We start from the raw sequence: 26,179 nt of genomic DNA, 5'->3' as shown, positions 1-26,179 counted from the left end.
TTCGCTGACCAGCCCCCCAAAAAACACGAACGGAAAATACATGGACGTCCACTGCCACACTCTCGAAGAAGTACGCACCCATATCGATCGCCTGGACCGGCAGATCGTCACCCTGCTGGCCGAACGTGGTGCCTATGTGGCGCAGGCGGCCCGCTTCAAGAAAGACGTTGATGCGGTCAAAGCGCCGCAACGGGTGGAACAGGTCATCGCCAAGGTGCGCGCGTTATCCGAGCAAGTCGGCGCCCACCCCAATGTGACCGAACAGGTATACCGAGCCATGATCGCCGCGTTCATCGATCAGGAACTGACCGAGCACAGTCGCCTGGCAGGCGCGCCAACACAATAATCACAGGCTTCTTACGGATCCCTGCAGATTTAGCGGCCCGGAGTCTGGAATATGGCGAGGTGCGGTCGCTTTTGAACAACCCAGGAAACTAAAAGCCTGCGAGCATGGCCTAAACCCCATACAGGGAGAACCGCCATGAGCCGCGCTTTCGTCAATGAAGATAACGCCGCCGCCCAAGCCGACCAGCCCGTCGAGCGCCAGGTCAGCAGCCAACCCAATTACGTCACCCCCGACGGCCTGCGCCAGTTGCAGGACAAGGTCGCCGAACTGCAGACCCTGCACAGCGCGCAGTCGGCCCTCGGTGAGTTAGCCGACCAGCAGCGCCTGGCGGATCTGCAGCGCGACCTGCGCTACTACCACCAACGCCTGCAAAGCGCTCAGGTCGTGCCCCCGGCCACCTCGACCGACAAGGTGCAGATCGGCAGTTGGGTGACCTATGCCGATGAGCAAGGCACTGAGCGGCGCGTGCAACTGGTCGGTGAAGACCAGGCTGTTGCCGCCCAGGGCCTGATCAACTGGAGCTCACCACTGGGCCGGGCATTGCTGGGCGCGCAACTCAATGATGAAGTGCTCTGGCAACGCCCCGCCGGCGATCAACTGATCGAAGTGATCCGCATCGAAGCCGCTTAAACCACGCCCTGGGCGAGCATTGCGTCGGCGACTTTGACGAAACCGGCGATGTTCGCGCCCTTGACGTAGTTGATCTGCCCGTTTTCTTCGCCGTAGTGCACGCATGCGTGGTGGATCGACTGCATGATGTTGTGCAACTTGCTGTCGACTTCACCGGCAGTCCACAGCAGGCGCATGGCGTTCTGCGACATTTCCAGGCCACTGACCGCGACACCGCCGGCGTTCGACGCCTTGCCCGGGGCGAACAGGATTCCAGCCTCGATGAAGATATCCACGGCCGCCAGGGTAGTCGGCATGTTCGCCCCTTCGGCGACACAGATGCAGCCATTGCGCAGCAAGGTGCGCGCAGCCTCGGCGTCCAGTTCGTTCTGCGTGGCACACGGCAGCGCGATGTCACACGCCAAGTCCCACGGGCTTTGTCCGGCACGAAACTCCAGGCCGAACCGTGCGGCCAGTTCGCTGATGCGGCCGCGCTTGACGTTTTTCAGCTCCAGCAGCGCCGACCATTGCTCCTCGCTCAGCCCACCCTCGCAGTACAGCGTACCTTCGGAGTCGGAGAGGGAAATCACCTGGCCGCCCAGGTCCATGACCTTGCGCGCTGCGTACTGCGCGACGTTGCCGGAGCCGGAGATTGCCACACGCTTGCCCTGCACCTTTTCACCGCGGCGCTTGAGCATTTCCTCGGCAAAGTACACGCAACCAAAACCGGTGGCCTCCGGGCGAATCAGGCTGCCGCCATAGCTCATGCCCTTGCCGGTCAACACGCTGGTGAACTGGTTGCTCAGGCGCTTGTATTGGCCGAACAGGAAGCCGATTTCCCGCGCGCCCACGCCGATGTCGCCGGCTGGAACGTCAACGTCCGAGCCGATATGGCGATACAGCTCGCTCATGAAGGCCTGGCAGAAGCGCATCACTTCAGCATCGCTCTTGCCCTTCGGATCGAAGTCCGAACCGCCCTTGCCACCGCCCATCGGCAGTGAAGTCAGGGAGTTCTTGAACGTTTGCTCGAAGGCCAGGAACTTCAGCACGCCCATGTTCACCGACGGGTGGAAACGCAGGCCGCCCTTGTACGGGCCGATGGCGCTGTTCATCTGGATCCGGAATCCGCGATTGACCTGCACCGCGCCGTGATCGTCGACCCAGGAAACGCGAAACACCACGGCCCGCTCCGGCTCACAGATGCGCTCCAGGATGCCGGAAGTCAGGTAGTGGGGATTGGCTTCGAGAAAGGGCCACAGGCTGCGTAGGACCTCTTCGACGGCCTGATGGAATTCAGGTTGGTCAGGGTCACGTTTTTTCAGGCGCGCAAGGAAGGATTCGACGGATTCGATCATGGAAAAGTCTCGGCAAATTTATTGTCGTTGGGAGAGATTGAGCCGGACTGTAACAAACGAGAGGAGCACCGGAACAGCGCAAAATGTCGCAGTTATGAAATTAAATGGTGCAATGGATATAACTTAAGCCAATTTTTGCGCCGTTTGTGCACAGAAACAGGGACCCAAGATCAGCATTTCGCACCATCAGTGACAGCGCCCTGGCGAACCGACCGCCATAAAAAACGGAGCCCGCAGGCTCCGTTATTTCATGCCACCAACCAATCAGGCCAGTTTTTTGTGGCGTACCCGGTGTGGCTGGGCGGCCGCTTCGCCAAGACGCTTTTTGCGGTCGGCTTCGTACTCGGTGTAGTTACCTTCGAAGAAGATCGCTTGCGAGTCGTCTTCGTACGCCAGGATGTGCGTCGCCACGCGGTCAAGGAACCACCGATCGTGAGAGATCACAATGGCGGCGCCCGGGAAGTCCAGCAAGGCTTCTTCCAGGGAACGCAGGGTTTCGACGTCGAGGTCGTTGGACGGTTCGTCGAGCAGCAGCACGTTGCCGCCCTCTTTCAGGGTCAGGGCCAGGTGCAAGCGACCACGCTCACCACCGGACAGGTCCTTGACGAACTTCTGCTGATCGCCGCCCTTGAAGTTGAAACGGCCCACGTAGGTGCGCGACGGGATCTCATAGTTGCCGATGCGGATCTGGTCGGAACCGTCGGAGATCTGCTGGAACACAGTCTTGCTGCCGTCCAGGTCTTCGCGGCTCTGGTCCACACACGCCAGTTGCACGGTTTCACCGACTTCGATGCTGCCCGAATCCGGCTGTTCCTTGCCCATCAGCATGCGGAACAGGGTGGATTTACCCGCACCGTTACCGCCGATCACGCCAACGATGGCGCCTTTAGGCATGGAGAACGACAGGTTGTCGATCAGCACGCGATCGCCGTAGCCCTTGGTGACGTTCTTGAACTCGATGACCTTGTCGCCCAGGCGCGGACCGGCCGGGATGTAGATCTCGTTGGTTTCGCTGCGCTTCTGGAATTCCTGCGACTGCATTTCTTCGAAGCGTTGCAGGCGAGCCTTGGATTTCGACTGACGGGCCTTGGCGCCTTTGCGCACCCATTCCAGTTCTTCTTTCATGGCCTTTTCGTGGGCCGACTGCTGCTTGGATTCGGCCGCCAGACGATCGGACTTGGCTTCCAGCCAGCCCGAATAGTTGCCTTCGTAAGGAATGCCCGCACCGCGGTCAAGTTCCAGAATCCAGCCGGCAACGTTGTCCAGGAAGTACCGGTCGTGCGTAATCGCTACCACGGTACCCGGGAAGTCGTGCAGGAAGTGCTCCAGCCAGGCCACGGAATCGGCGTCCAAGTGGTTGGTTGGTTCGTCGAGCAGCAACATGTCCGGGGCGGACAGCAGCAGGCGGCACAGGGCCACACGACGCTTCTCACCACCGGAAAGGAATTCGACCTTGGCATCCCAGGCCGGCAGGCGCAGCGCATCGGCGGCGACTTCCAGTTGGCGTTCCAGGTTATGGCCATCGCTGGCTTGCAGGATGGCTTCGAGCTTGGCCTGTTCAGCAGCCAGTTTGTCGAAGTCGGCGTCTTCTTCAGCGTACGCCGCGTAGACCTCGTCCAGGCGTGCCTGGGCGTTCTTGATCACGCTGACTGCTTCCTCGACCACTTCACGCACGGTCTTGGTCGGATCCAGGATAGGTTCCTGCGGCAGGTAGCCGATGTTCAGGTCCGGCATCGGACGAGCCTCGCCCTCGAACTCGGTGTCGACGCCGGCCATGATTTTCAGCAGCGTGGACTTACCCGAACCGTTGAGGCCGAGAACGCCGATCTTCGCGCCAGGGAAGAACGACAGCGAAATGTTTTTCAGGATTTCCCGCTTCGGCGGAACAACTTTGCCCAGCCGATGCATGGTGAAGACGTATTGAGCCATGGAGAACCTAGCGTCAGTAACGGTGGAATAAAGCGGGCCAAGCCCGTGTCAGGCCATGCGCGGCGCGGACATGGACCGGGGGTCGATGCCTGCTTGCGTAAAAAAGCCTGAATGTCTGGGGCTGGAACGCCCTGCGTAACCGGCAAAGCTACCTCAATGTGGCATACCCGTCCAGCCGGACGGGGCTGGCACTTTGCCACAACTCAAGGCATGCTAGCCGCCCTTCGGGCGTCAGGCTTATAGTGCACGTCGCGCCAGTCCAGCCCCACCGCAGGATTACAGATTGTCCAATGCCACTCCGCCTTCCTCCGCGCGCGCACTGAACCCTGCGACCGGATCGCCCCTGCGCGGGACGCTCAAAGGCGCCTTGGCGATGCTGGTGCTGCTGTTGCTCGGACTGTTGTTCTGGCAGTTGCTCGATCAGTTGCACGAAACCCAGAAAGACCAGCGCCAGCACACCATCGACTACACCGCTGACCTGGCCGCCCAAGTCAGCCTGAACATGGCGCTGAATGCGCAGATCGCACTCAATCTGCTACCGATCGTCGAACAACCGCAAACTGCTGAGCAGCAACAGGCCCTGCTGCGCAAATTGCAGCAGTCGCTGCCGGATCTGCTCAGCGTGGGGCTGCTCAGCCCCTCGGGCAAAGTGCTCAAGGACAGCGCCAACACCACCCCGGATGCCGACTACCTGAACGAACTGGTCAGGCGCAGTCACGCCCAGGCGCACTATTTCAGCAACGCCAATGACGGTTCGGTGGTGCACCTGCTGCTGCATCAGGCCAGCGGCAACACTCGCGGCTACTGGGCCCTGCGCCTGCGACCGAATTTTTTCGCCGGCCTGGCCAAGCAGAGCGAAGGCACCCTACGTCCGCTGTGGCTGGTGGAAAACCGCATCAATCATCAAATCATCAGCCGTGAAGACCTGCGACCCTCGGCCCAGCCGAGCCTGCTGACCGCGCAGGACCAGGCCAACACCGTGCTGACCGTGCCGCTGAGCAGCAGCGACTGGCAACTGCGCGGCCTGTTCGACCGCCAGCGGGTGATCGAGGAGCTGCTGCCGGCCTTCATCGGTAAATGCCTGCTGGGGCTGGCACTGTCCCTGTTGCCGTTCATCGCCCTGTTGAGCATGCGCCGCCGCCAACACCAGTTGCATGAGGGCCGCAGGCGTTACCAGGACATTTTCGATGGCACCGGTGTTGCGCTGTGCGTACTGGATCTGTCGGGACTCCACAGCGCCTTCGATAAAACCCGGGTGCACGACAGCGAAACCCTGCGTGCCGCCCTGGACAGTCACGAACAACGTCAGTCACTGCTGCAGGAACTGCGCATCACCGAAGTCAACCAGGTGGCCTTGCACCTGCTCGGTGTCGAGTCCTGCGCGCAGGCCTGGCAACTGCTGATCGAAGGCCGGCCACTGGACGACAACAGCATTGGCGCCGCGCTGCTGGAGGCCGTGCTCAACCAGCAGGGCCAGTTGGAACTGGAAATCAAGCTCAAGGATGACCAGGGCCAGGATCAACACCTGTGGCTGGTCCTGCACCTGCCCCAGGAACAACCGGACTACCGCGCGGTGATCCTGAGCATCAACGACATCACCAGCCGCAAGCTGGTGGAACTGTCGCTACAGGAGCGTGAAAGCTTCTGGTCCGACGTGGTGCGCACCGTGCCCGATCACCTGTACGTCCAGGATGTGCTCAGCCAGCGCATGATCTACAGCAACCACCACCTGGGGCAGACCCTGGGCTACAACAAGTCCGAACTGCAACAGATGGGCGAGTACTTCTGGGAAATCCTCCTGCACCCGGAAGACGCCGAGCTCTACCACCGCCTGCGCGAGGAGCAACGCCAGGCCGGTTATCGCCAGTTGCGCCAGTGCCCGCTGCGCTTTCGCCACCGCGACGGCCAGTGGCGCTGCTTCGAAGTGCGCGAGCAGGCGTTGGCGCGGGATGCCGACGAGCAGGTCACGCGGATCATCGGCGTCGCCAAGGACATCACCGATCAGATCGAAGCCAGCGAATCCCTGCGCGACAGTGAGCAGCGCTACCGCATGCTCGCTGAAAGCATCAGCGACGTGATCTTCTCCACCAACAACACACTCGCGCTGAACTACGTCAGCCCATCGGTGCAGGCCGTGCTCGGCTATGACGCGAACTGGATCTTCCAGAACGGCTGGCAGTCCATCGTCGCCAACCCGCAGCAACTGACCGGCATCTACAGCCTGATGGACCGCGTCAGCCGGGCCCTGAACCAATCCGAACAACTGGTACAACTGCGCAGCCAGGTGCAGACCCAGCTATTCCTGTTCGACTGCCTGCGCGCCGATGGCCGCAAGATCCCGATCGAGTTGCGGCTGGTGCTGGTGTGGGACGAGCACGACGCCTTCGAAGGCGTGCTGGGAGTCGGTCGCGACATCAGCCAGCAACGGCGCGCAGAGAAAGACCTGCGCATGGCCGCCACGGTTTTCGAACACTCGACGTCGGCGATCCTGATCACCGACCCCGCCGGCTACATCGTCCAGGCCAACGACGCCTTCAGCCGGGTCAGTGGCTACGCGGTGTCCCAGGTCCTCGATCAACTGCCGAACATGTTGACCGTCGATGAACAGCAGGAAGCGCACCTGGGCTACATCCTCAAGCAACTGCACCAGCACCGCAGCTGGGAAGGTGAAATCTGGCTCAAGCGCCGCAACGGCGAGCATTACCCGGCCTGGGTCGGCATCACCGCGGTGCTCGATGACGAGGGCGACCTGGCCAGCTACGTGTGCTTTTTCAGCGACATCAGCGAGCGTAAGGCCAGCGAGCAACGGATTCACCGCCTCGCCTACTACGATGCCCTGACCCACCTGCCCAACCGCACCCTGTTCCAGGACCGCCTGCACACGGCCTTGCAAACGGCGCAGCGGCACAAGTCCTGGGTGGTGCTGATGTTCCTTGACCTGGACCGCTTCAAGCCGATCAACGACTCCCTGGGCCACGCCGCCGGCGATCGCATGCTCAAGGACATGGCCACCCGCCTGCTCGGCTGCGTCGACGACGATGACACCGTGGCCCGCATGGGTGGCGACGAGTTCACCCTGCTGCTGCAACCGCGCACCACCCGCGAACTGGCGCTGAACCGGGCGATTCATGTCGCCGAGCAGATTCTCGCCAGCCTGGTGAAGCCGTTTGTCCTCGAAGGCCGTGAGTTCTTTGTGACCGCCAGTATCGGCATCGCCTTGAGCCCGCAGGACGGCAACGAACTGAGCCAGTTGATGAAAAACGCCGACACGGCGATGTACCACGCCAAGGAGCGCGGCAAGAACAACTTCCAGTTCTACCAGGCGGAGATGAACGCCAGCGCCCTGGAACGCCTGGAACTGGAAAGCGACCTGCGCCACGCCCTCGAACAGAATGAATTCGTGCTGTATTACCAGCCGCAGTTCAGCGGCGATGGCAAGCGCCTGACCGGGGCTGAAGCCCTGCTGCGCTGGCAGCATCCGCGGCGCGGGCTGGTGCCACCGGGGGACTTCATTCCGGTGCTGGAAGAGCTCGGGCTGGTGGTGGACGTTGGTGACTGGGTGATCCGCGAGGCCTGTCAGCAACTCAAGCGCTGGCACCAGGCGCAGGTGCGCGTGCCGAAGGTCTCGGTGAACATTTCCGCGCGGCAGTTCTCCGATGGCCAGCTCGGCACCCGCATCGCCACCATCCTCAAGGACACGGGCCTGGCGCCGGCCTGCCTGGAGCTGGAGCTGACCGAAAGCATCCTGATGCGCGAAGTCAGCGAGGCCATGCAGATCCTCGCCGGCCTGAAGAACCTCGGCCTGAGCATCGCGGTCGACGACTTCGGCACCGGTTATTCATCGCTTAACTACCTCAAGCAGTTCCCGATCGACGTACTGAAAATCGACCGCACCTTTGTCGACGGCCTGCCGTCTGGCGAGCAGGATGCACAGATTGCCCGGGCGATCATTGCCATGGCCCACAGCTTGAACCTGGCGGTGATCGCCGAGGGCGTGGAAACCCATGAGCAACTGGAATTCCTGCGTGAGCATGATTGCGACGAGGTGCAGGGTTATCTGTTCGGCAGGCCGATGCCGGCGGCGCGGTTTGAAGCGCAGTTCAGCAATGATGCGTTGTTCATGCTCGATTGACGTCCTGCACAGAGGCTGATGGCCTCATCGCGAGCAAGCTCGCTCCCACAGGATTTGGGGAGGCACATAAAATTTGTGGACCCCGAAATTCCCCTGTGGGAGCGAGCTTGCTCGCGATGGGGCCAGCATGATCACCGCTGATCCCGTCATGAAGCCCACTTGTCTGCGACATGATGTCGTTTCATATGCCAGACAAAAGCCATTGAGTTAGAATGCCTCCCTTTTCTGCCCCCACCCGATCCTTGAGGACCGCCATGTTCAGCCGTGATTTGACCATTGCCAAGTACGACGCCGACCTTTTTGCCGCCATGGAGCAAGAAGCTCAGCGCCAGGAAGAACACATCGAGCTGATCGCTTCGGAGAACTACACCAGCCCAGCGGTGATGGAAGCTCAAGGCTCGGTACTGACCAACAAGTACGCCGAAGGTTACCCGGGCAAGCGCTACTACGGCGGTTGCGAGTTCGTCGACGTGGTTGAGCAACTGGCAATTGATCGCGCCAAGGAACTGTTCGGCGCCGATTACGCCAACGTTCAGCCGCACGCCGGCTCCCAAGCCAACAGCGCCGTTTACCTGGCCCTGCTGTCGGCTGGCGACACCATCCTGGGCATGAGCCTGGCCCACGGTGGTCACCTGACCCACGGTGCCAGCGTTTCGTCCTCCGGCAAGCTGTACAACGCCATCCAGTACGGCATCGACGCCAACGGCCTGATCGACTACGACGAAGTCGAGCGCCTGGCGGTCGAGCACAAGCCAAAAATGATCGTCGCCGGTTTCTCTGCCTACTCGCAGATCCTCGACTTCCCGCGCTTCCGCGAAATCGCTGACAAGGTTGGCGCCTACCTGTTCGTCGACATGGCTCACGTAGCCGGTCTGGTCGCTGCAGGCGTGTACCCGAACCCGGTGCCATTCGCTGACGTAGTGACCACCACTACCCACAAGACCCTGCGCGGTCCACGTGGCGGCCTGATCCTGGCTCGCGCCAACGCCGACATCGAGAAGAAGCTGAACTCCGCAGTATTCCCGGGCGCCCAGGGTGGTCCGCTGGAGCACGTGATCGCCGCTAAAGCGATCTGCTTCAAGGAAGCACTGCAGCCTGAGTTCAAGACCTACCAGCAACAAGTGGTGAAAAACGCCCAGGCCATGGCCAGCGTGTTCATCGAGCGTGGTTTTGACGTGGTCTCCGGCGGTACTGAAAACCACCTGTTCCTGCTGTCGCTGATCAAGCAGGAAATCTCCGGTAAAGACGCCGACGCCGCTCTGGGCAAAGCGTTCATCACCGTCAACAAGAACTCGGTACCGAACGATCCACGCTCCCCGTTCGTCACCTCCGGCCTGCGCTTCGGCACCCCGGCTGTGACCACTCGTGGCTTCAAGGAAGCCGAGTGCAAGGAACTGGCCGGCTGGATCTGCGACATCCTGGCAGACCTGAACAACGAAGCGGTAATCGACGCTGTTCGTGAAAAAGTAAAAGCTATCTGCAAGAAGCTGCCGGTATACGGCGCTTAATCAGCCCCGCTAAATCGCAGTCATAAAAACCGGTCAGAGATGACCGGTTTTTTATTGCCTGGAGTTTAATGAGCGACAAACACCAGCAAGACACATCAACCCATTACCCACCCAAACTCTTGCAACACTCACACCCCCCCAGCCATCGACAAAACCCCCTAATCTAAAACCCGCTTCAACCAATAAAATTACCAACGGGCTAGATTATGAATGGCAATATAGAAAAATCCTTTATCGCAACACTGAGAATGTTTGACCATAAAGTGAATATTCTTGAAGTGCTCCATGGCAAACCGGCGCTGGCCACGATACGCCTGTTCAGCGGCGGCTTTTACACAGGCAAACCGCAGACCCTGGACCACTCCCACGTACTCGGCATACGGCCCAACGAGCAGATCGGTGAGGTAACGAGCTTGAAACTGCACTTTCTGTATACCCCTGACGGCTACGTACTTACAATCAAAAATAACGGAGCGTATTACAATCGGATCATCACCGAGAACGCGCTGGATACTTTCGAAGGCATGAACACATACACTGACGAGCCCACCACTTTTATACTGCTCAACCCTCAAGGCGAACCCGTGACACTGGATAACTTTCCGGACACTCACTCGCCGATCTCACTCAAGACAAAAGAAAAGCATTACGTAGGTGGACTTAAGTTAAACGGCTCGCCCTATGTTTATCTTGGCAAGACAGAAGAGCGCTCGAAGATAACTTTCATCCTCAGCATCCTCGAAAGAAAAGTCCCTCAAGCGCCCTTTGAGCCGCACATCAACATCTAAAAAACATCAAAGCGAAAGCGCGACGTTTATCATGTGGCCCGCAGGCTGCCTTTCAGGGCAGCCTCAACCTCTGCAAAAAAAACATTTCCGGTAACCGCTCAAGGCCGGGGTATTGCGCCCAACTGGTAAGACCGGTCATGCCAATTTCGCAAATTTCGCTTGCGACCTACCAAAATCAGCGCCTAGACTGCGCCTGCACTGGACATACCGGTAAGACCACAATAATTAAGTCCTGAATCTGATGCGCACAGCGCACGGCAGCCAGGACACCGATCAGGATCCCTCCCATGCTCAGATGGTGCTCGCGTTCAATCTTCCTCCAAGTGGTTCTCGGACTGGTGCTCGGCATCGTCTGCGGGCTTACCCTTCCCGAATACTCGGCCCAGCTCAAGCCGCTTGGCGATGGTTTCATCAAGCTGATCAAGATGCTCATTGGCCTGATTGTGTTCTGCGTGGTGGTCAGCGGTATCAGCGGTGCCGGCGACCTGAAGAAGGTCGGACGCATTGGCCTGAAATCGGTGATCTACTTCGAAGTGCTGACCACCATCGCCCTGGTGATCGGCCTGGTCTTCGCCTTCAGCACCGGGATCGGCAGCGGCGCGAATATTCATCTGGATCAGCTTTCCGCCAGTGATATGGGTGACATCGCCCAGCGCGGCGAGCACATTCATACCACCACCCAGTTCCTCATGGACCTGATCCCGACCTCGGTGATTGGCGCGTTTGCCGACAACAACATCCTGCAGGTGCTGTTGTTCTCGGTGCTGTTCGGCAGTGCGCTGAACCTGGTCGGCGAGTCAGCGTCAGGGATCTCGCGCCTGATCAACGAACTCAGCCATGTGATCTTTCGCATCATGGGCATGATCGTGCGCCTGGCACCAATCGGCGTGTTCGGCGCGATTGCCTTCACCACCAGTAAATATGGCCTGGACTCACTGCAGCACCTTGGCAGCCTGATCGGCCTGTTCTACCTCACCTGTTTCGCGTTCGTGTCGTTGATCCTGGGCCTGGTGATGCGCCTGAGCGGCCTGCGGATGATGCCGTTCCTCAAGTACCTGCGCGAAGAGCTGCTGATTGTCCTGGGCACGGCCTCTTCCGACGCCGTGCTGCCACAAATCATGCGCAAGCTCGAGCACCTGGGCATCGGCAGCTCGACGGTTGGCCTGGTGATTCCCACGGGATACTCGTTCAACCTCGACGGCTTCTCGATCTACCTGACCCTGGCCATTGTATTTATTGCCAACGCCACCGGTACTCCGCTGGCCATGAGTGATTTGCTGACCATCCTGCTGGTCTCGCTGATCACCTCCAAGGGTGCCCACGGTATTCCCGGCTCGGCGCTGGTGATCCTCGCGGCCACTCTGACCGCGATCCCGGCCATTCCGGTGGTCGGCCTGGTGCTGGTCCTGGCGGTCGACTGGTTCATGGGCATCGGCCGGGCACTGACCAACCTGATCGGCAACTGCGTCGCTACCGTGGCCATTGCACGCTGGGAAAAAGACATCGATATCCAGCGTGCCAACAAAGTCCTGGCCGGCCAGCAGGGCTACAGCTTCCAGACACGCAAATCAGCGACCACCGCGCAGCAACAAGAATTTTGACCGAGCCTTGTGCCTGTCCCGGACAGGCACAACAATCAGCACCCAAGCCAATCTCATGGAGCGAACAGTGATCACCTCGTCGACAGTGGTAAATTCAGTGGTTGAAAAGCTTCGCAGCGCCCTGGCGCGCGGGCAGTGGCGCTCGGGCGAGATGTTGCCCGGGCAACGCGAACTGGCTGAACAGCTGGGAATCAGTCGCCCCAGCCTGCGCGAAGCGGTGATCGTCCTGGAAACCCTCGGCCTGGTGCGCTCCATGCCCGGCAAAGGCGTGGTGGTACTGGAAGCCAACCTCAGCGAGGCGCCCATCAGCGACAACGGCGTGGCCAGCGCCAGCCTCGAGGATGTCCTGCAACTGCGCTACACCCTTGAGCCGTTCATTGTCGGCCTGGTCGCCCAGTCCATCAGCAGCAAGGAAATCGGCCAACTGCGCCTGACGCTGATGGACATGCGCGAAGCCCTCGACGCCAACGACAGCGAAGCCGGAATGAACGCCTACATCGCGTTCCACGAAGAACTGTTCACCCTGACTTGCAACCCGATCTTCCAGAACGTCGTGCAGCAGACCAGCAACGCCCTCAAGGAGAGCGCCGAGATGCTGCGCAACTCACCCGAACACCTGGCCGAGCGACTGCAGGAAAACGAAGCGGTGGTACGCGCCATCCGCAACAAGAACAGTGCCCTGGCCAGCGCCGAAATGCGCCGGCACATCCTTCGTGAAGGCCAGCGGATGGGCATTGAATTGAATATCCCGGACGACAACCTGGGCAAATAACGGCAGTAGACCCCTTATCGGCAACCGGACTGGAGACAGGCCATGACTTCCTGCGCCTTGAAGAATCCCGCTTTCTCGATTTCTGTCACCCTGCCCCGCCGCCAGCGGGAACAATTGCGCTGCATCGACGATGTCTATCCCCAGGTGTTCGACGCCATTCTCGAACACCCCATCGCTCCAGCCCCGCGCTTTACCGAGGAGAGCCTGGGCCAGCGCTTCGGAGTCAGCCGCAGTGTCATACGCCAGGTCCTGGAGCGCCTGGCCCGTCAGCAGGTGGTGATTCTGCGACCCAATCATCGCCCCCAGGTGGCCGCGCCCGATGCCGAACAGACCCGGCAGATCTTCCACGCCCGGCGATTGGCGGAAACGACCCTGGTGCGCCTGGCGTGCCAGCAGCCAGCCTCCCGGCACCTGCCGCAGTTACGCCAATGGGTCGAACGTGAACGCCAATGTCTGGAGCAGAACCAGCGGGCGGCAGCCATTCGCCTGTCTGGCGAGTTTCACCTGCAATTGGCGGACGTGGCGGGCAATGCCCCCCTGGCACAGTTTCTCGAGCGCCTGGTGCCGCTGACCTCGCTGGCATTGGCTCAGGGGCAGGCGCCGATCCTTGCCGACGGTACCTGGCAGGCGCACCTGGCCCTCGTCGAGGCCGTCGAGCGCGGGGATGCACGGATGGCTGAAACCCTGATCAACCGTCACCTGGATCATCTGCAAGCGTTATTGCTCAACCCGTGATCGGCAGCCCGGGCAAGGCTGACAACTTCAGGCAGCGGCCACCCGGGCAAAGCCTGCGCGGATCTTGTCTTCCGGCAAATCATCGGCAATGAACACGATCACGCTTTCGCGCGCTTCACCTTCGGCCCACTCAGTGTCCCAATCGAAGCCATACAGCTTCAGCACGCCCTGAAACACCATGCGTCGCGATTCCCCGGCAATACTCAGCACGCCTTTGTAGCGCAGCAGTTGTTTGCCGTGCGCTTCCAGCAGCTCGTTCATGAACTCGCTGAGCCGGTCGATATCCAGCGCCTGATCGCTGCGCAGCACCAGGCTGGAGATGCGGTCGATTGATGGTGCCTTGCTCACCGGGCGCAAGCTGACTCCGCCACCGAGGTCGGCATTGAGATTGAAGCCGCGCACATCAAGCAACTCGGCCAGGTCGATCTTGCCGTGTTCGACCAGGCGGATCGGTGCGCGGCGATTGATCCGGGTCAGGCGCTCACTCAGTGCGGTGAATGTCGCCTCGTCCACCAGATCACGTTTGCTGACCAGCAGGCGATCGGCAAAACCGATCTGGGCCTGGGCAATGGTCTGGGTCAGGTGCACGTCGGCGTGCGCCGCGTCTACCAGGGTGATGATGCCGTCGAGGATATAGCGCTCGCGCAACTCTTCATCGATAAAGAACGTCTGGGCCACGGGAGCCGGGTCGGCCAGGCCGGTGCATTCGATCACCAGGCGATCAAAAGTGAGCTCGCCACTGTCCAGGCGCTCGAGCAGCAGGTACAGGGCTTTGGTCAGGTCGGTGTGAATAGTGCAGCAGACGCAGCCATTGGACAGCGTCATCACTTGCACCGGCTCGTCTCCCAACAATTGGGTGTCGATACCGGCATCACTGAATTCGTTTTCGATTACCGCGATCTTCAGGCCATGCTCGGCCTTGAGCAGGTGGCGCAGCAGCGTGGTTTTACCCGCGCCAAGAAAGCCGCTGAGGATGGTGACTGGAATGGGGGCAGGCAAAAGAAAATCTCCGTACGCGGATAAAACTGTAGGAGCAAGGCTGGCCCGCGATGGCGTTCAAAAGATCGCCATCGCGGGCCAGCCATGCTCCTACATCTCGTGCCTCAACAGCACTTGGGCCCACCCTTGCCGCCGTAACGAGCTTCCTGGCGTTCGCGAAAGAACATCTCGTAGCTCATCACCGGCTTGTCCGGGTGGTTGGTTTGCATATGCTCGACGTAATTGTCGTAGTCGGGCATGCCGACCATCAGGCGCGCGGCCTGACCGAGGTATTTACCGAGGCGACTCAGGTCATTGAACACAGGTGCAATCCTCTCTTACGCATCCGGCAGGGCCTGGTAGGGCGATTCTTTATCCGTACGTTCCTTGCTGCCCCAGGCGGCAATACCGACCTTGAGCGCATAGAACAGGATACTGAAGACCACGAACAGGAACAGCGCGGTGAGCGTTGCGTTGGTGTAGGCGTTGAAGATCACGTGCTCCATCTGCGCAATGTTCTTGGCCGGAGCGAGAACCTGGCCATTAGCCAAGGCATCGCTGTACTTCTTGGCCAGGGACAGGAAGCCGATCGCCGGGTTGGCGTCGAACAGCTTGATGAAGCCTGCGGTGGTGGTGCAGATCAGCAGCCAAACCGCCGGCAGCATGGTGACCCAGATGTAGCGCTGGCGCTTCATTTTGATCAGCACGACCGTGGCAAGCATCAGCGCAATACCGGCCAGCATCTGGTTGGAGATACCGAACAGCGGCCACAAGGTATTGATCCCACCCAGCGGATCGACCACGCCCTGGTACAGCAACCAGCCCCACATCGCCACACAACCGGCTGTCGCGATCAGGTTGGCAGTCCAGGACTCGGTACGCTTGAGGGCCGGAACAAAAGACCCGAGCAGGTCCTGCAGCATGAATCGTCCAGCACGGGTACCGGCGTCCACCGCCGTCAAGATGAACAGCGCTTCGAACAGAATGGCAAAGTGGTACCAGAATGCCATGGTGTTTTCACCAGGCAGGACACTGTGCAGGATCTGCGCGATACCGACCGCCAGGGTCGGTGCACCGCCGGCACGCGCCAGGATGGTGGTTTCGCCGATGTCATTGGCCACCGCCTGCAGGGCTTCCGGGGTAATCGCGAAGCCCCAACTGCTGACGGTTTGCGCCACGCTGACCACATCACTGCCAACCACGGCTGCCGGGCTATTCATGGCGAAGTACACGCCTGGCTCGATCACCGAGGCGGCAACCATGGCCATGATGGCCACGAAAGACTCCATCAGCATGCCGCCGTAACCGATATAGCGGGCGTTGGTTTCGTTATCCAGCAGCTTGGGCGTAGTGCCCGAAGAGATCAGCGCATGGAAGCCGGAAACCGCACCACAGGCAATGGTAATGAACAGGAACGGGAACAGACCGCCCTTCCACACCGGGCCCGTGCCATCAATGAACTGAGTCAGCGCCGGCATTTTCAGCTCAGGCATGGTCACCAGGATGCCAATGGCCAGGGCAATGATGGTGCCGATCTTGAGGAAGGTAGACAGGTAGTCACGAGGCGCCAGAATCAGCCACACCGGCAACGACGCCGCGACAAAGCCATAGCCCACCAGCATCCAGGTAATCTCGATCCCGGTGAAGGTGAAAGCCTTGGCCCAGACCGGATCCGCGGCAATCTGCCCGCCCAGCCAGATGGAGCCCAGCAGCAGCAACACGCCGATCACCGAGATCTCGCCAATGCGACCCGGGCGGACGTAGCGCATGTAGAGGCCCATGAACATCGCGATCGGGATGGTCGCCATCACCGTGAAAATGCCCCAAGGGCTTTCGGCCAGGGCCTTGACCACGATCAGCGCCAGCACCGCAAGGATGATGATCATGATCAGGAAGCAGCCAAACAGCGCGATGGTGCCAGGGACGCGGCCCATTTCTTCACGGACGATGTCACCCAGGGAACGGCCGTTGCGGCGGGTGGACATGAACAGGACCATGAAGTCCTGGACGGCACCCGCCAGCACCACGCCCGCGATCAGCCACAGCGTGCCGGGCAAATAGCCCATCTGCGCTGCCAGCACCGGGCCGACCAGCGGGCCAGCACCGGCAATAGCGGCAAAGTGGTGACCGAACAGAATGTGTTTGTTGGTCGGCACATAGTCCAGACCATCATTGTTGAGCACTGCGGGGGTGGCCCGCCGTGGGTCGAGTTGCATCACATGGGTTGCGATGAACAGGCTGTAGTAACGATATGCGACCAGATAAATGGCCACTGCCGCGACCACAATCCACAAGGCGTTGATCGCCTCACCCCGTCGCAATGCCACTACGCCGAGGGCGCACGCTCCTACGATTGCCAGCAGCAGCCAGGGTAAGTGGCGTAGCAGGCTATTATTATTTTTCATTTTTTTATTCCAGCCAGGTGGACTTGAGAGACAGCCACCCCGAGTTTAGCGCCGATTTCGCCAAAGGCCATACCCCGACATTGGTCTAGAGCCTTGCCTTGAGTGGCAGCGCCTACGGATGCGGGTCTATAGTCAGCCCATTCGCGGAGGAACTGCACCATGAGCACCCACGCTGGCAATCGCCGTCGTTTCCGGCGAATCGCATTCGACGCCCGAACCGAACTGAGCCAGGGCAATCACCGCTGGCCGGTGAAACTACTCGACCTGTCGCTCAAGGGCTTGCTGGTGCAACGCCCGGATCCCTGGCTGGGCGATCGCAACCGGATCTTTTCGGTGGACATTCACTTGAGTGAAGAAACCGAAATCCGCATGGACGTGCAATTGACCCACGAAGAGCACGACCAACTTGGATTTGTCTGTCGCTACATCAGCCTGGAGTCCGTCAGCAGCTTGCGCCGGCTGATCGAACTCAATCTCGGTGACCCGCAGGAGCTGGAGCGCGAACTGGGTGCCCTGATCGAAACCTGAGCGCCGGGGTTACTCGAACAATGCGTCGAGGGCTTGTTCCAGGCGCGTCACCGCGATGATCCGCAACCCTGCCGGGGCTTCCTTCGGGGCATTGCCTTTGGGCACGATCGCGCGCTTGAAGCCGTGCTTGGCGGCTTCTTTCAAGCGTTCCTGGCCGCTGGGCACCGGGCGCACTTCCCCGGACAAACCGACTTCACCAAACACCAGCAGATCGTGGGGCAACGGCCGGTTACGCAGGCTGGACATCACGGCGGCCATCAATGCCAGGTCCGAAGCGGTTTCCAATACCTTGACCCCGCCCACCACGTTGAGGAATACATCCTGGTCGTGGGTCGGAATACCACCATGCCGGTGCAGGACTGCCAGCAACATGGCCAGCCGGTTCTGATCCAGGCCCAGGGTCACCCGGCGCGGATTGGCCAGGTGGCTGTCGTCCACCAGCGCCTGAACTTCCACCAACATGGGACGGGTACCTTCCCACGTAGCCATGACCACACTGCCCGGCACTTCTTCCTGGGCCCGGGTAAGGAAAATCGCCGACGGATTGGAGACTTCTTTCAGCCCCTTGTCGGTCATGCCGAAAACACCCAGTTCGTTAACCGCGCCAAAACGGTTTTTCACCGCTCGCAACAGGCGCAGGCGACCATCGGACTCGCCTTCGAAATACAGCACGGTGTCGACCATGTGCTCCAGGACCCTAGGCCCCGCCAGCGCGCCTTCCTTGGTCACATGACCGACCAGGAAAATCGCCGTGCCGCTTTGTTTCGCGTAACGCACCAACAGCGCCGCACTTTCGCGCACCTGGGACACGCCGCCGGGTGCCGACTGCAGTTGTTCAGTGAAAATCGTCTGGATCGAGTCGATCACCATGACCTTGGGTTTTTCCACCCGCGCCGTGGCGATGATGGTTTCGATACAGGTTTCGGTCATGACCCGCAGTTGATCCTGGGGCAAGCCCAGGCGTCGGGCACGCATGGCCACTTGCTGCTGTGACTCCTCACCGGTGACATAGAGGGCCGGCATCCGGGTGGCCAGGTTGCACAGGGTTTGCAGGAGAATGGTTGACTTGCCGATCCCCGGATCACCGCCGATCAACACCACGGAACCGTCGACCAGGCCACCGCCCAGCACTCGGTCGAGCTCACCGGAAGCGGTGGAGAAACGCGGAATCTCTTCGACGCTGACTTCGGCCAGGGTCTTGATCTGTGCCTGCTGCCCGGCCCAGCCAGTACGCCCGCTGGGAGCGGCGGCACCGCCACTCTCGACCATGGTTTCGGTCAGGGTGTTCCAGGCCCCGCACTCACCGCATTGGCCCGCCCATTTGGGGAAGGTCGAACCGCACTCGGTGCAGCCGTACATGCGTTTTGCCTTGGCCATCTGAACTCCCGGGAAAAAACCGCGATGATAACCCAGCTGGAAAGGTTCGGTACGGCAGAAGGCTGATGGTTATTATGTACAACTTAGGCACCGTGACCAGAAAGGTTAAAACTATCCACCATTCAATTCCCCGTTTAACACCACGACCCGCCAATCTCAAGTTTCAGCAACGTGATAAACGTATTACTTGGCTGTCACCGAGTTAGAACCACCACACCTTTTTCGACAAGCTCTCTCAAGCAATCAAACCCCAAAACTTGTACAACCCTTCAAATAAGTACAGCACTTGTACAACTCAAATATCAAAAAACCTTCATCTTGATATCACTTGTTTGATTCGGGTATTTACCTAACAACCAGGAACACAAAACTTACAAAGGCAGACCAAAAATATTCAAAAAGTGAGTTCAATTAACCGCTCAATCTCAGGCCGACCTTATCACCAGCCCCCTTAGTCACTGACCAATGTCGAAGACAGGCAGAAGGTCCAACTGACCCACGCATCTCAGTGCACAAAAGACCACGCAGAGCGGCCACCGATGCCCATCCAGGTGCGGAGTTGATGGCATTTTGTAAACTTCTTGCCACCTTTCAGGTCGATAGTGACGTGAAACGCAAGCACTTGTGTCGAGCAAGACCCGTTTTGGTGAATTACACTGCGTTCACCAACCTCATCTGTAACAAGGAATAACCTATGGGCGTGATAAGTGAGTTCAAGGCCTTCGCGGTCAAAGGGAATGTGGTCGACATGGCCGTGGGCATCATCATCGGTGCGGCGTTCGGCAAGATCGTAACGTCGTTTGTCGGGGACCTGATCATGCCGCCAATCGGCCTGCTGATCGGTGGGGTGGACTTCGGGGACCTGGCAATCACCCTGAAAGCGGCACAGGGCGACGCTCCGGCCGTGGTGCTGGCCTACGGTAAATTCATCCAGAGCATCATCGACTTCGTGATCGTCGCATTCGCGATCTTCATGGGCGTCAAGGCCATCAACCGCCTGAAGCGCGAAGAGGCCGTGGCACCAAGCCTGCCGCCTGTTCCGACCAAGGAAGAAGAGCTGCTGGGAGAGATCCGCGACCTGCTCAAGGTGCAGAACAGCAAGCCCTGAGGGCTGTGAAGAAAACCAGAACGGCGCCCAATGGCGCCGTTTTTTTCTACCAGTAGTTTTCTACCGCGACCTGGCCAGGACGTCGACTCAGGCTCAATTGCAGGTCACGCCGTTTCAACAGGTTACGCGTCTCGTCGATCATCTGCGGGTTGCCACACAGCATCACCCGCGAATGCTCGGCAGTGATCGGCACCCCCGCGGCCCGCTCCAGCTCACCATTTTCAAGCAGGTGAGTGATTCGCCCCTGCAACGCCCCCGGGTGCTGTTCACGTGTCACCGTGGCAATAAACTGCAGCTTGTGGGCGTACTCCGCCAGATACTCACGCTCTGCCAAGCCGGCGATCAATGCCTGATACGCCAGCTCGCGGGCCTCACGCACGCTGTACACCAGAATGATCCGCTGGAATTTTTCCCAGGCCTCGAAGTCCTGCAAGATCGATAGAAATGGCGCGATCCCGGTGCCAGTGGACAGCAACCACAGATCACGTCCATCGACAAAACGATCAAGCGTCAGATACCCAAAAGCCTGCCGGTCGACCAGCAAGGTATCGCCGACGTTGAGGCGACTCAGCTCGCTGGTGAACTCACCACCCGGCACGACAATTGAGAAGAACTCGAGATACTCATCATGGGGTGAAGACACCATGGAATAGGCTCGCCACACCGTGCTGCCGTCGGCCCTGGTTACACCCAGGCGCGCAAACTGCCCCGCCCGAAACCGAAAACCCGCGTCACGAGTGGTGCGCAAGGTAAACAAGCTGGGGGTCAATGGCTGTACATCGAGCAAGGTCTGACGGGTGAATTTCTCTTCACTGGCGCTCATGAGGGACTCCGCAGGTCTGATGCCCCCAGTGTCCCGCAAAGCCAAGGGAAGAAACACCGTTGATTTGTAGTGTTATTAGCCCACGAGCTAGACATTACCCACTAGATAGTTAATAACTTAAACAATTATGTTTAACATACAAATAAACCATTCAAATCCAGTCACTTAAATATCAAATAGCAGACAGACGCAGCCGAATATAAGCCAGATTGCGCAACACATAACTAATTAATTATTTCGCGACCCCCTACAAGAGCAAAAAAGTCGCACGCTTACGGTAGGATATCTCCTACACTCAGCAAGTGCTGTTTTTTGGACGTACCCAGCACTTTCGCAGTTAGGTATCAGGAGAGTGTTCAATGGAGATCTGGAAGGAAACACAACTCAGAAAACTGGCAACCGAATCAAACATCGAAATCGCCTACAAAATCGCTCTGAACCTGTTCAATAACATGGGTTATGAATATTGCGCATTTTCAATTACTTCCCACACAACAGCTCAACGTTTTGACAGCGTCAACCTGAACAACTACCCCCATGACTGGAATACCCAGTATGAAAAAAACCACTACAGCTCGATTGATCCGATAGTTGCCCATTGCCACCATTCAATCCTGCCCATTGTCTGGAACCGCAAGACGTTCGCCAAAGCCCCCGCCCTCTGGAGCGCACTGCAGGAGCAAGGTTTGCAGCATGGCTGGTCACAACCGGCACATGACGCAAACGGCCCAGCCATCAGCATGCTCAGCCTGGCTCGCAGTCATTGCCAAGTCAGCTCTTTCGAGCTTTACGAGCACCTCGGCTATGCGGTTTTCATCAGTCACACGCTGCACGCCCTGGCGATGCATAAACTCTCCAGCCAACACCCTCCGTGCATAAGCGTGACCCACCTGTCGCCGCGCGAGATCGAAGTCTTGAAATGGTCGGCAGATGGCAAGACCGCCTCGGACATTGCCACCATCCTGAGCCTCAGTGAGCGCACGGTAAATTTCCATGTCAGCAGTTCGATCAAGAAACTGGGGGTGAACAACAAAATCTCGGCCGTGGTGAAGGCCACCAAATCACACATGATCTGAGCCTTGAACGAACCGTACCGGGGATGAGCCATGCCCAACGAGGAAAACCGACGAGTATTCCCATCGAAAAAAACGTACCATTTGCTCCGTTCTGAGTGACTGCGCCCAAACCAAGCGCCGCGGTCCACTCAGACGGTCCCGCCAGCCTCACCCCCTGCAGACCTGCGGGACATTCGTTGATTATCCAGAGTCCCCGCCCCATGCCCCTGCTCGAAAGCCCCTTCGCTCAACTCGACCTGATTCGCCAACCGGAACAGCCTAACGAACCGCTGCAGGCTTTCGATGCCGCGGATGAGTACCTGCTCAATCATCTGGCCGAACAGCAGCCCGCCGCGAACACTCGGGTGCTGGTGCTCAACGACAGCTTTGGCGCCTTGGCGGCAAGCCTGGTGGGCAAGGTGCTGCTCACTAGCAGCGGTGACTCGTTTCTCGCCGCCCTGGGCCTGGAAAAGAACCTGGTGCGCAATGGCCTGCCGTTTGACGCGGTCACGGTGTTGCCCGCCAGCGCGCCCTTGCTTGGCCCGTTTGATCGGGTGCTGATTCGTGTGCCCAAGACGCTGGCCTTGCTGGAGGAGCAGTTGATTCGCCTGCAGGGGCAACTCGCGCCCGGCGCGCAAGTGATCGCGGCCGCCATGATCAAGCATCTGCCGCGGGCTGCGGGCGAACTGCTGGAACGTTATGTCGGCCCGATGCAGGCCTCGCTGGCGGTGAAGAAGGCCCGGTTGCTGATCGCAACCCCGGACGCCCGGCCGGCGATAGCGTCGCCCTACCCAACCCGCTATCGCCTCGATCAACCGGCGATCGAACTGCTCAATCACGCCAACGTATTTTGCCGCGAAGGCCTGGACATCGGGACTCGCGCGTTTCTCCCCCACCTGCCAAGCAACCTCGGCCAGGCGCGGGTCGCCGACCTCGGTTGCGGCAACGGCGTACTGGCCATCGCCAGCGCCCTGAACAACCCCGAAGCCCACTACACCCTGGTCGACGAGTCGTTCATGGCCGTGCAGTCGGCCGAGCAGAACTGGCAGGCCGCGCTGGGTCAGCGCGAGGTGACAGTGCGCGCCGGCGATGGCCTGGCCGGGCAAGAGCCGCAGTCGCTGGACGTGGTGCTGTGCAATCCACCGTTCCACCAGCAACAGGTGGTGGGCGACTTCCTTGCCTGGCGCATGTTCCAGCAGGCGCGTGAAGCCTTGGTAGTGGGCGGTGCGCTGTACATCGTCGGCAACCGGCACCTGGGCTATCACAGCAAACTGGCGCGGCTGTTCCGAGGCGTCGAGCAAGTCGCAGCCACGCCAAAATTCGTGATCCTCAAAGCACGTAAGTAACCGGCCAAAAAAAACCCTCCAGCGGAGGGTTATAAATCCGCGCCGCAAGGCAACGGGATGGGAAGTTCAGTGCTCAGTGGGTACTCAAGCCTGCGGCGTTCATGAACAGGCGCATCAGGCTGGCGACCACGAACAGCGCCAGCACGCTGCCGACCCAGATCCCGGCCAGCCAGCCAAGCCGATGCCACAGCGGCTTCTTTTCAGCCTCTTCGATTTCCCGCAAAGATTGTTTATCTGCCATTGCACAGGTCCTCGGTTGGGGGGAGACGGCGCCGTTCAAGGCGCCGTCATGCACCTAGTGGTAGCCGTCTTCGTGGGTCACCTTGCCGCGGAACACGTAGTAGCTCCAGAAGGTGTAGCCCAGGATGAACGGAATGATGAACAGCGTGCCGACCAGCATGAAGCCCTGACTTTGCGGCGGTGCGGCAGCGTCCCAGATGGTGATCGACGGTGGCACGATGTACGGCCACAGGCTGATGCCCAGCCCGCTGTAGCCCAGGAAGATCAGCACCAGGGTCAACAGGAACGGGGTGTAGTGGGCATTGCGGGCCACCGCACGCAGTAATCCGTACATGGTCACCAATACCAGGATCGGCACCGGCAGGAACCAGAACAGGTTAGGCAGGGTGAACCAGCGCGCAGCGATCTCGGCATGGGCCAGCGGCGTCCAGATACTGACGATACCGATCACCGCCAACACCACGAACGCCAGCGGCCGCGCCAGGTTGTGCATTTGCTCCTGCAGCTTGCCTTCGGTCTTCATGATCAACCAGGTGCACCCCAGCAGCGCGTACGCCACCACCAGTGCCGCACCGCAGAACAGGGTGAAAGGCGTCAGCCAGTCCAGCGAGCCGCCGGCGAACTGTCGGTCAACCACTTTGAAGCCATCGATAAACGCACCGAGGGCCACGCCCTGGAAGAAGGTCGCGGTGATCGAGCCACCGATAAACGCCTTGTCCCAGACGTGCACCTTGTCGTCCTTGGCCTTGAAGCGGAACTCGAAGGCCACCCCGCGAAAGATCAGCCCGATCAGCATCAGGATCAACGGCAGGTACAAGGCCGAAAGGACCACCGAGTAGGCCAGCGGGAAGGCCCCGAACAACGCGGCGCCCCCCAGTACCAGCCAGGTTTCGTTACCGTCCCAGACCGGGGCGACGGTGTTCATCATCACGTCACGGTCGCTTTTGCCCTTGATGAACGGGAAAAGAATCCCGATCCCCAGGTCAAAGCCGTCCATGACCACGTACATCATGATGCCGAAGATGATAATCACGGCCCAGATCAGTGGAAGATCAATACCCATGACTCAATTCCCCTTGTTCAGGCTGTCGCTGTGGTCACCTTCGGTGCCGTCATCGGCAGCGGAAAGCGGACGGGCCGGCGTGCGTTGCTGACCAGGACCACCGTGGCTCGGTTCGGCCCCTTCATTGAGCTTGGGCCCCTTGCGCACCAGGCGCATCATGTAGCCCAGGCCCACACCGAACAGCGAGAAATACACCACCACAAACAGCGCCAGGGTAATGCTCATCTGCACCACGCTGTGCCCGGAGGAGGCATCAGCGGTGCGCATCACCCCGTAGATCACCCACGGTTGGCGCCCGACTTCCGTGGTGAACCAGCCCGCGAGAATTGCGATCAGGCCAGAAGGCCCCATCCACAGGGTCAGGTACAGGAACGCGCGGTTCGAATACAGCCGGTCACGCTTGCGCAGCCACAGGCTCCACAGGCCGGTGAAGATCATCAGCATGCCCAGGCCGACCATGATCCGGAACGACCAGAACACGATGGTCGAGTTCGCCCGGTCTTCCGGCGGGAATTCCTTGAGCGCCGGCACCTGTTTGTCCAGCGAGTGGGTCAGGATCAGGCTGCCCAGGTACGGAATTTCCACCGCGTACTTGGTCCGTTCTTCCTTCATGTCCGGCCAGCCGAACAGGATCAGCGGCGTCGGTTCGTCGCCGTGGTTTTCCCAGTGACCTTCGATCGCGGCGATTTTCGCCGGTTGGTGCTTGAGGGTGTTGAGCCCGTGGAAGTCACCGATCACGGCCTGGATCGGCGCGACGATCAACGCCATCCACATGGCCATCGACAGCATGGTGCGGATCGCCGGGTTGTCGCGACCGCGCAGCAGGTGCCAGGCTGCCGACGAACCGACGAAGAATGCGGTCGCGACAAAGGCAGCGGTGGCCATGTGCATCAGGCGATAGGGGAACGACGGGTTGAAAATCACCGCAATCCAGTCCACCGGGATGACCTGGCCGTTGATGATTTCGTAACCCTGGGGGGTCTGCATCCAGCTGTTGGAGGCGAGAATCCAGAACGTCGAGATCAGCGTGCCGATCGCCACCATGATCGTGGCGAAGAAGTGCAGCTTGCGCCCCACCTTGTTCCAGCCAAACAGCATGACGCCGAGGAAACCGGCTTCGAGGAAGAATGCCGTGAGCACTTCATAGGTCAGCAATGGCCCAGTGACGGAGCCCGCGAAGTCCGAGAAACGGCTCCAGTTGGTACCGAACTGGTAGGCCATGACCAGGCCGGAAACGACTCCCATGCCGAAGTTGACGGCAAAGATCTTCGACCAGAAATGGTAGAGGTCACGGTAGGTGTTGTTGTTGGTTTTCAGCCACAGGCCTTCAAGCACCGCCAGGTAACTCGCCAGGCCGATGGTGATCGCCGGGAACAGAATGTGGAATGAGATGGTGAACGCGAACTGAATTCGGGCGAGATCAAGTGCCTCCAAACCGAACATAAGTCTTCCTCTGTCAGGTAAAACGGCTACAGGCTTGT

At 59.7% G+C, this 26,179-nt stretch carries 22 protein-coding genes; 12 read left to right on the top strand and 10 right to left on the bottom strand.

The features are described 5' to 3' along the window. Positions 1 to 40 precede the first annotated feature (40 nt). Positions 41 to 346 carry a chorismate mutase gene (locus CKW24_RS07130; RefSeq protein WP_095166470.1) on the top strand — a complete coding sequence of 102 codons (306 nt, stop codon included), beginning with the start codon at positions 41 to 43 and terminating at the stop codon, positions 344 to 346. Positions 347 to 481: 135 nt separating this feature from the next. Continuing rightward, positions 482 to 976: a GreA/GreB family elongation factor gene (locus tag CKW24_RS07125; protein ID WP_095166468.1), complete on the top strand. Its 495-nt coding sequence runs from the start codon at positions 482 to 484 to the stop codon at positions 974 to 976. Here the strand turns inward: CKW24_RS07125 and gdhA are convergent. After that, positions 973 to 2,310, bottom strand: coding sequence for an NADP-specific glutamate dehydrogenase (gdhA, locus tag CKW24_RS07120; RefSeq protein ID WP_095166466.1), 1,338 nt, complete (start codon positions 2,308 to 2,310; stop codon positions 973 to 975). The genes CKW24_RS07125 and gdhA overlap by 4 nt on opposite strands. A 264-nt stretch (positions 2,311 to 2,574) precedes the next feature. Continuing rightward, positions 2,575 to 4,239 (bottom strand): energy-dependent translational throttle protein EttA, encoded by a 1,665-nt coding sequence (gene ettA / locus CKW24_RS07115; protein ID WP_095166464.1) that lies wholly within the window; start codon positions 4,237 to 4,239, stop codon positions 2,575 to 2,577. A gap of 283 nt (positions 4,240 to 4,522) precedes the next feature. Here ettA and CKW24_RS07110 point away from each other — a divergent pair, with 283 nt between their 5' ends. From CKW24_RS07110 to CKW24_RS07085, 6 genes are all read left to right on the top strand, one after another. Next, on the top strand, positions 4,523 to 8,371 hold the full coding sequence (locus tag CKW24_RS07110; RefSeq protein ID WP_095166462.1) for a bifunctional diguanylate cyclase/phosphodiesterase: 3,849 nt from the start codon (positions 4,523 to 4,525) through the stop codon (positions 8,369 to 8,371). A gap of 254 nt (positions 8,372 to 8,625) precedes the next feature. Continuing rightward, positions 8,626 to 9,879 carry a serine hydroxymethyltransferase gene (gene glyA / locus CKW24_RS07105; protein ID WP_095166449.1) on the top strand — a complete coding sequence of 418 codons (1,254 nt, stop codon included), beginning with the start codon at positions 8,626 to 8,628 and terminating at the stop codon, positions 9,877 to 9,879. 206 nt (positions 9,880 to 10,085) lie between these two features. Beyond that, the gene (locus tag CKW24_RS07100) at positions 10,086 to 10,667 is read left to right on the top strand and encodes a hypothetical protein (protein WP_095166447.1); all 582 of its coding nucleotides are present in this window, start codon (positions 10,086 to 10,088) and stop codon (positions 10,665 to 10,667) included. A 287-nt stretch (positions 10,668 to 10,954) separates the two neighbouring features. Continuing rightward, positions 10,955 to 12,268 (top strand): C4-dicarboxylate transporter DctA, encoded by a 1,314-nt coding sequence (locus CKW24_RS07095; RefSeq protein ID WP_095166445.1) that lies wholly within the window; start codon positions 10,955 to 10,957, stop codon positions 12,266 to 12,268. Positions 12,269 to 12,335: 67 nt separating this feature from the next. Then, the gene (locus tag CKW24_RS07090) at positions 12,336 to 13,040 is read left to right on the top strand and encodes a FadR/GntR family transcriptional regulator (RefSeq protein ID WP_095166443.1); all 705 of its coding nucleotides are present in this window, start codon (positions 12,336 to 12,338) and stop codon (positions 13,038 to 13,040) included. A gap of 42 nt (positions 13,041 to 13,082) precedes the next feature. Then, positions 13,083 to 13,775, top strand: a complete 693-nt coding sequence (locus CKW24_RS07085; RefSeq protein ID WP_095166441.1) for a GntR family transcriptional regulator — start codon at positions 13,083 to 13,085, stop codon at positions 13,773 to 13,775. Between the two features lie 27 nt (positions 13,776 to 13,802). Here CKW24_RS07085 and yjiA read toward each other — a convergent pair whose 3' ends face one another. The 3 genes from yjiA to CKW24_RS07070 form a co-directional block, all read right to left on the bottom strand. After that, positions 13,803 to 14,774, bottom strand: a complete 972-nt coding sequence (gene yjiA, locus CKW24_RS07080; protein ID WP_095166439.1) for a GTPase — start codon at positions 14,772 to 14,774, stop codon at positions 13,803 to 13,805. Between the two features lie 104 nt (positions 14,775 to 14,878). Then, a complete protein-coding gene (locus tag CKW24_RS07075; RefSeq protein ID WP_028620750.1) occupies positions 14,879 to 15,076 on the bottom strand; it encodes a YbdD/YjiX family protein in 198 nt (65 codons plus the stop codon). A gap of 15 nt (positions 15,077 to 15,091) precedes the next feature. Next, positions 15,092 to 17,158: a carbon starvation CstA family protein gene (locus CKW24_RS07070; protein ID WP_095166437.1), complete on the bottom strand. Its 2,067-nt coding sequence runs from the start codon at positions 17,156 to 17,158 to the stop codon at positions 15,092 to 15,094. A gap of 159 nt (positions 17,159 to 17,317) precedes the next feature. Here CKW24_RS07070 and CKW24_RS07065 point away from each other — a divergent pair, with 159 nt between their 5' ends. Continuing rightward, on the top strand, positions 17,318 to 17,686 hold the full coding sequence (locus CKW24_RS07065) for a PilZ domain-containing protein (protein ID WP_095166436.1): 369 nt from the start codon (positions 17,318 to 17,320) through the stop codon (positions 17,684 to 17,686). Between the two features lie 9 nt (positions 17,687 to 17,695). Here CKW24_RS07065 and radA read toward each other — a convergent pair whose 3' ends face one another. Continuing rightward, positions 17,696 to 19,063, bottom strand: coding sequence for a DNA repair protein RadA (gene radA / locus CKW24_RS07060; protein WP_095166434.1), 1,368 nt, complete (start codon positions 19,061 to 19,063; stop codon positions 17,696 to 17,698). A 694-nt stretch (positions 19,064 to 19,757) separates the two neighbouring features. On the opposite strand from radA, the gene mscL reads away from it, so the two are divergent. Beyond that, positions 19,758 to 20,171: a large-conductance mechanosensitive channel protein MscL gene (gene mscL / locus CKW24_RS07055; RefSeq protein ID WP_095166433.1), complete on the top strand. Its 414-nt coding sequence runs from the start codon at positions 19,758 to 19,760 to the stop codon at positions 20,169 to 20,171. 46 nt (positions 20,172 to 20,217) lie between these two features. Here mscL and CKW24_RS07050 read toward each other — a convergent pair whose 3' ends face one another. After that, the gene (locus CKW24_RS07050; RefSeq protein ID WP_095166431.1) at positions 20,218 to 20,994 is read right to left on the bottom strand and encodes a ferredoxin--NADP reductase; all 777 of its coding nucleotides are present in this window, start codon (positions 20,992 to 20,994) and stop codon (positions 20,218 to 20,220) included. 359 nt (positions 20,995 to 21,353) lie between these two features. Here CKW24_RS07050 and CKW24_RS07045 point away from each other — a divergent pair, with 359 nt between their 5' ends. Further along, positions 21,354 to 22,070 carry an autoinducer binding domain-containing protein gene (locus CKW24_RS07045; protein ID WP_095166429.1) on the top strand — a complete coding sequence of 239 codons (717 nt, stop codon included), beginning with the start codon at positions 21,354 to 21,356 and terminating at the stop codon, positions 22,068 to 22,070. Positions 22,071 to 22,270: 200 nt separating this feature from the next. Continuing rightward, positions 22,271 to 23,395, top strand: coding sequence for a methyltransferase (locus CKW24_RS07040; RefSeq protein ID WP_095166427.1), 1,125 nt, complete (start codon positions 22,271 to 22,273; stop codon positions 23,393 to 23,395). Positions 23,396 to 23,468: 73 nt separating this feature from the next. Here the strand turns inward: CKW24_RS07040 and CKW24_RS07035 are convergent, their stop codons facing one another. The 3 genes from CKW24_RS07035 to CKW24_RS07025 are packed head-to-tail and all read right to left on the bottom strand — an operon-like array spanning position 23,469 to position 26,141. Next, on the bottom strand, positions 23,469 to 23,636 hold the full coding sequence (locus CKW24_RS07035) for a DUF2474 domain-containing protein (RefSeq protein WP_095166426.1): 168 nt from the start codon (positions 23,634 to 23,636) through the stop codon (positions 23,469 to 23,471). A 54-nt stretch (positions 23,637 to 23,690) separates the two neighbouring features. Further along, on the bottom strand, positions 23,691 to 24,698 hold the full coding sequence (gene cydB / locus CKW24_RS07030) for a cytochrome d ubiquinol oxidase subunit II (RefSeq protein ID WP_095166424.1): 1,008 nt from the start codon (positions 24,696 to 24,698) through the stop codon (positions 23,691 to 23,693). 3 nt (positions 24,699 to 24,701) lie between these two features. Beyond that, the gene (locus tag CKW24_RS07025) at positions 24,702 to 26,141 is read right to left on the bottom strand and encodes a cytochrome ubiquinol oxidase subunit I (protein ID WP_095166422.1); all 1,440 of its coding nucleotides are present in this window, start codon (positions 26,139 to 26,141) and stop codon (positions 24,702 to 24,704) included. Positions 26,142 to 26,179: the final 38 nt, after the last annotated feature.

Origin of the sequence: Pseudomonas sp. Irchel 3H3 (assembly GCF_900187635.1) — a bacterium.
Taxonomy (GTDB): domain Bacteria; phylum Pseudomonadota; class Gammaproteobacteria; order Pseudomonadales; family Pseudomonadaceae; genus Aquipseudomonas.
This window is presented reverse-complemented; position numbering and strand designations above follow the sequence as displayed.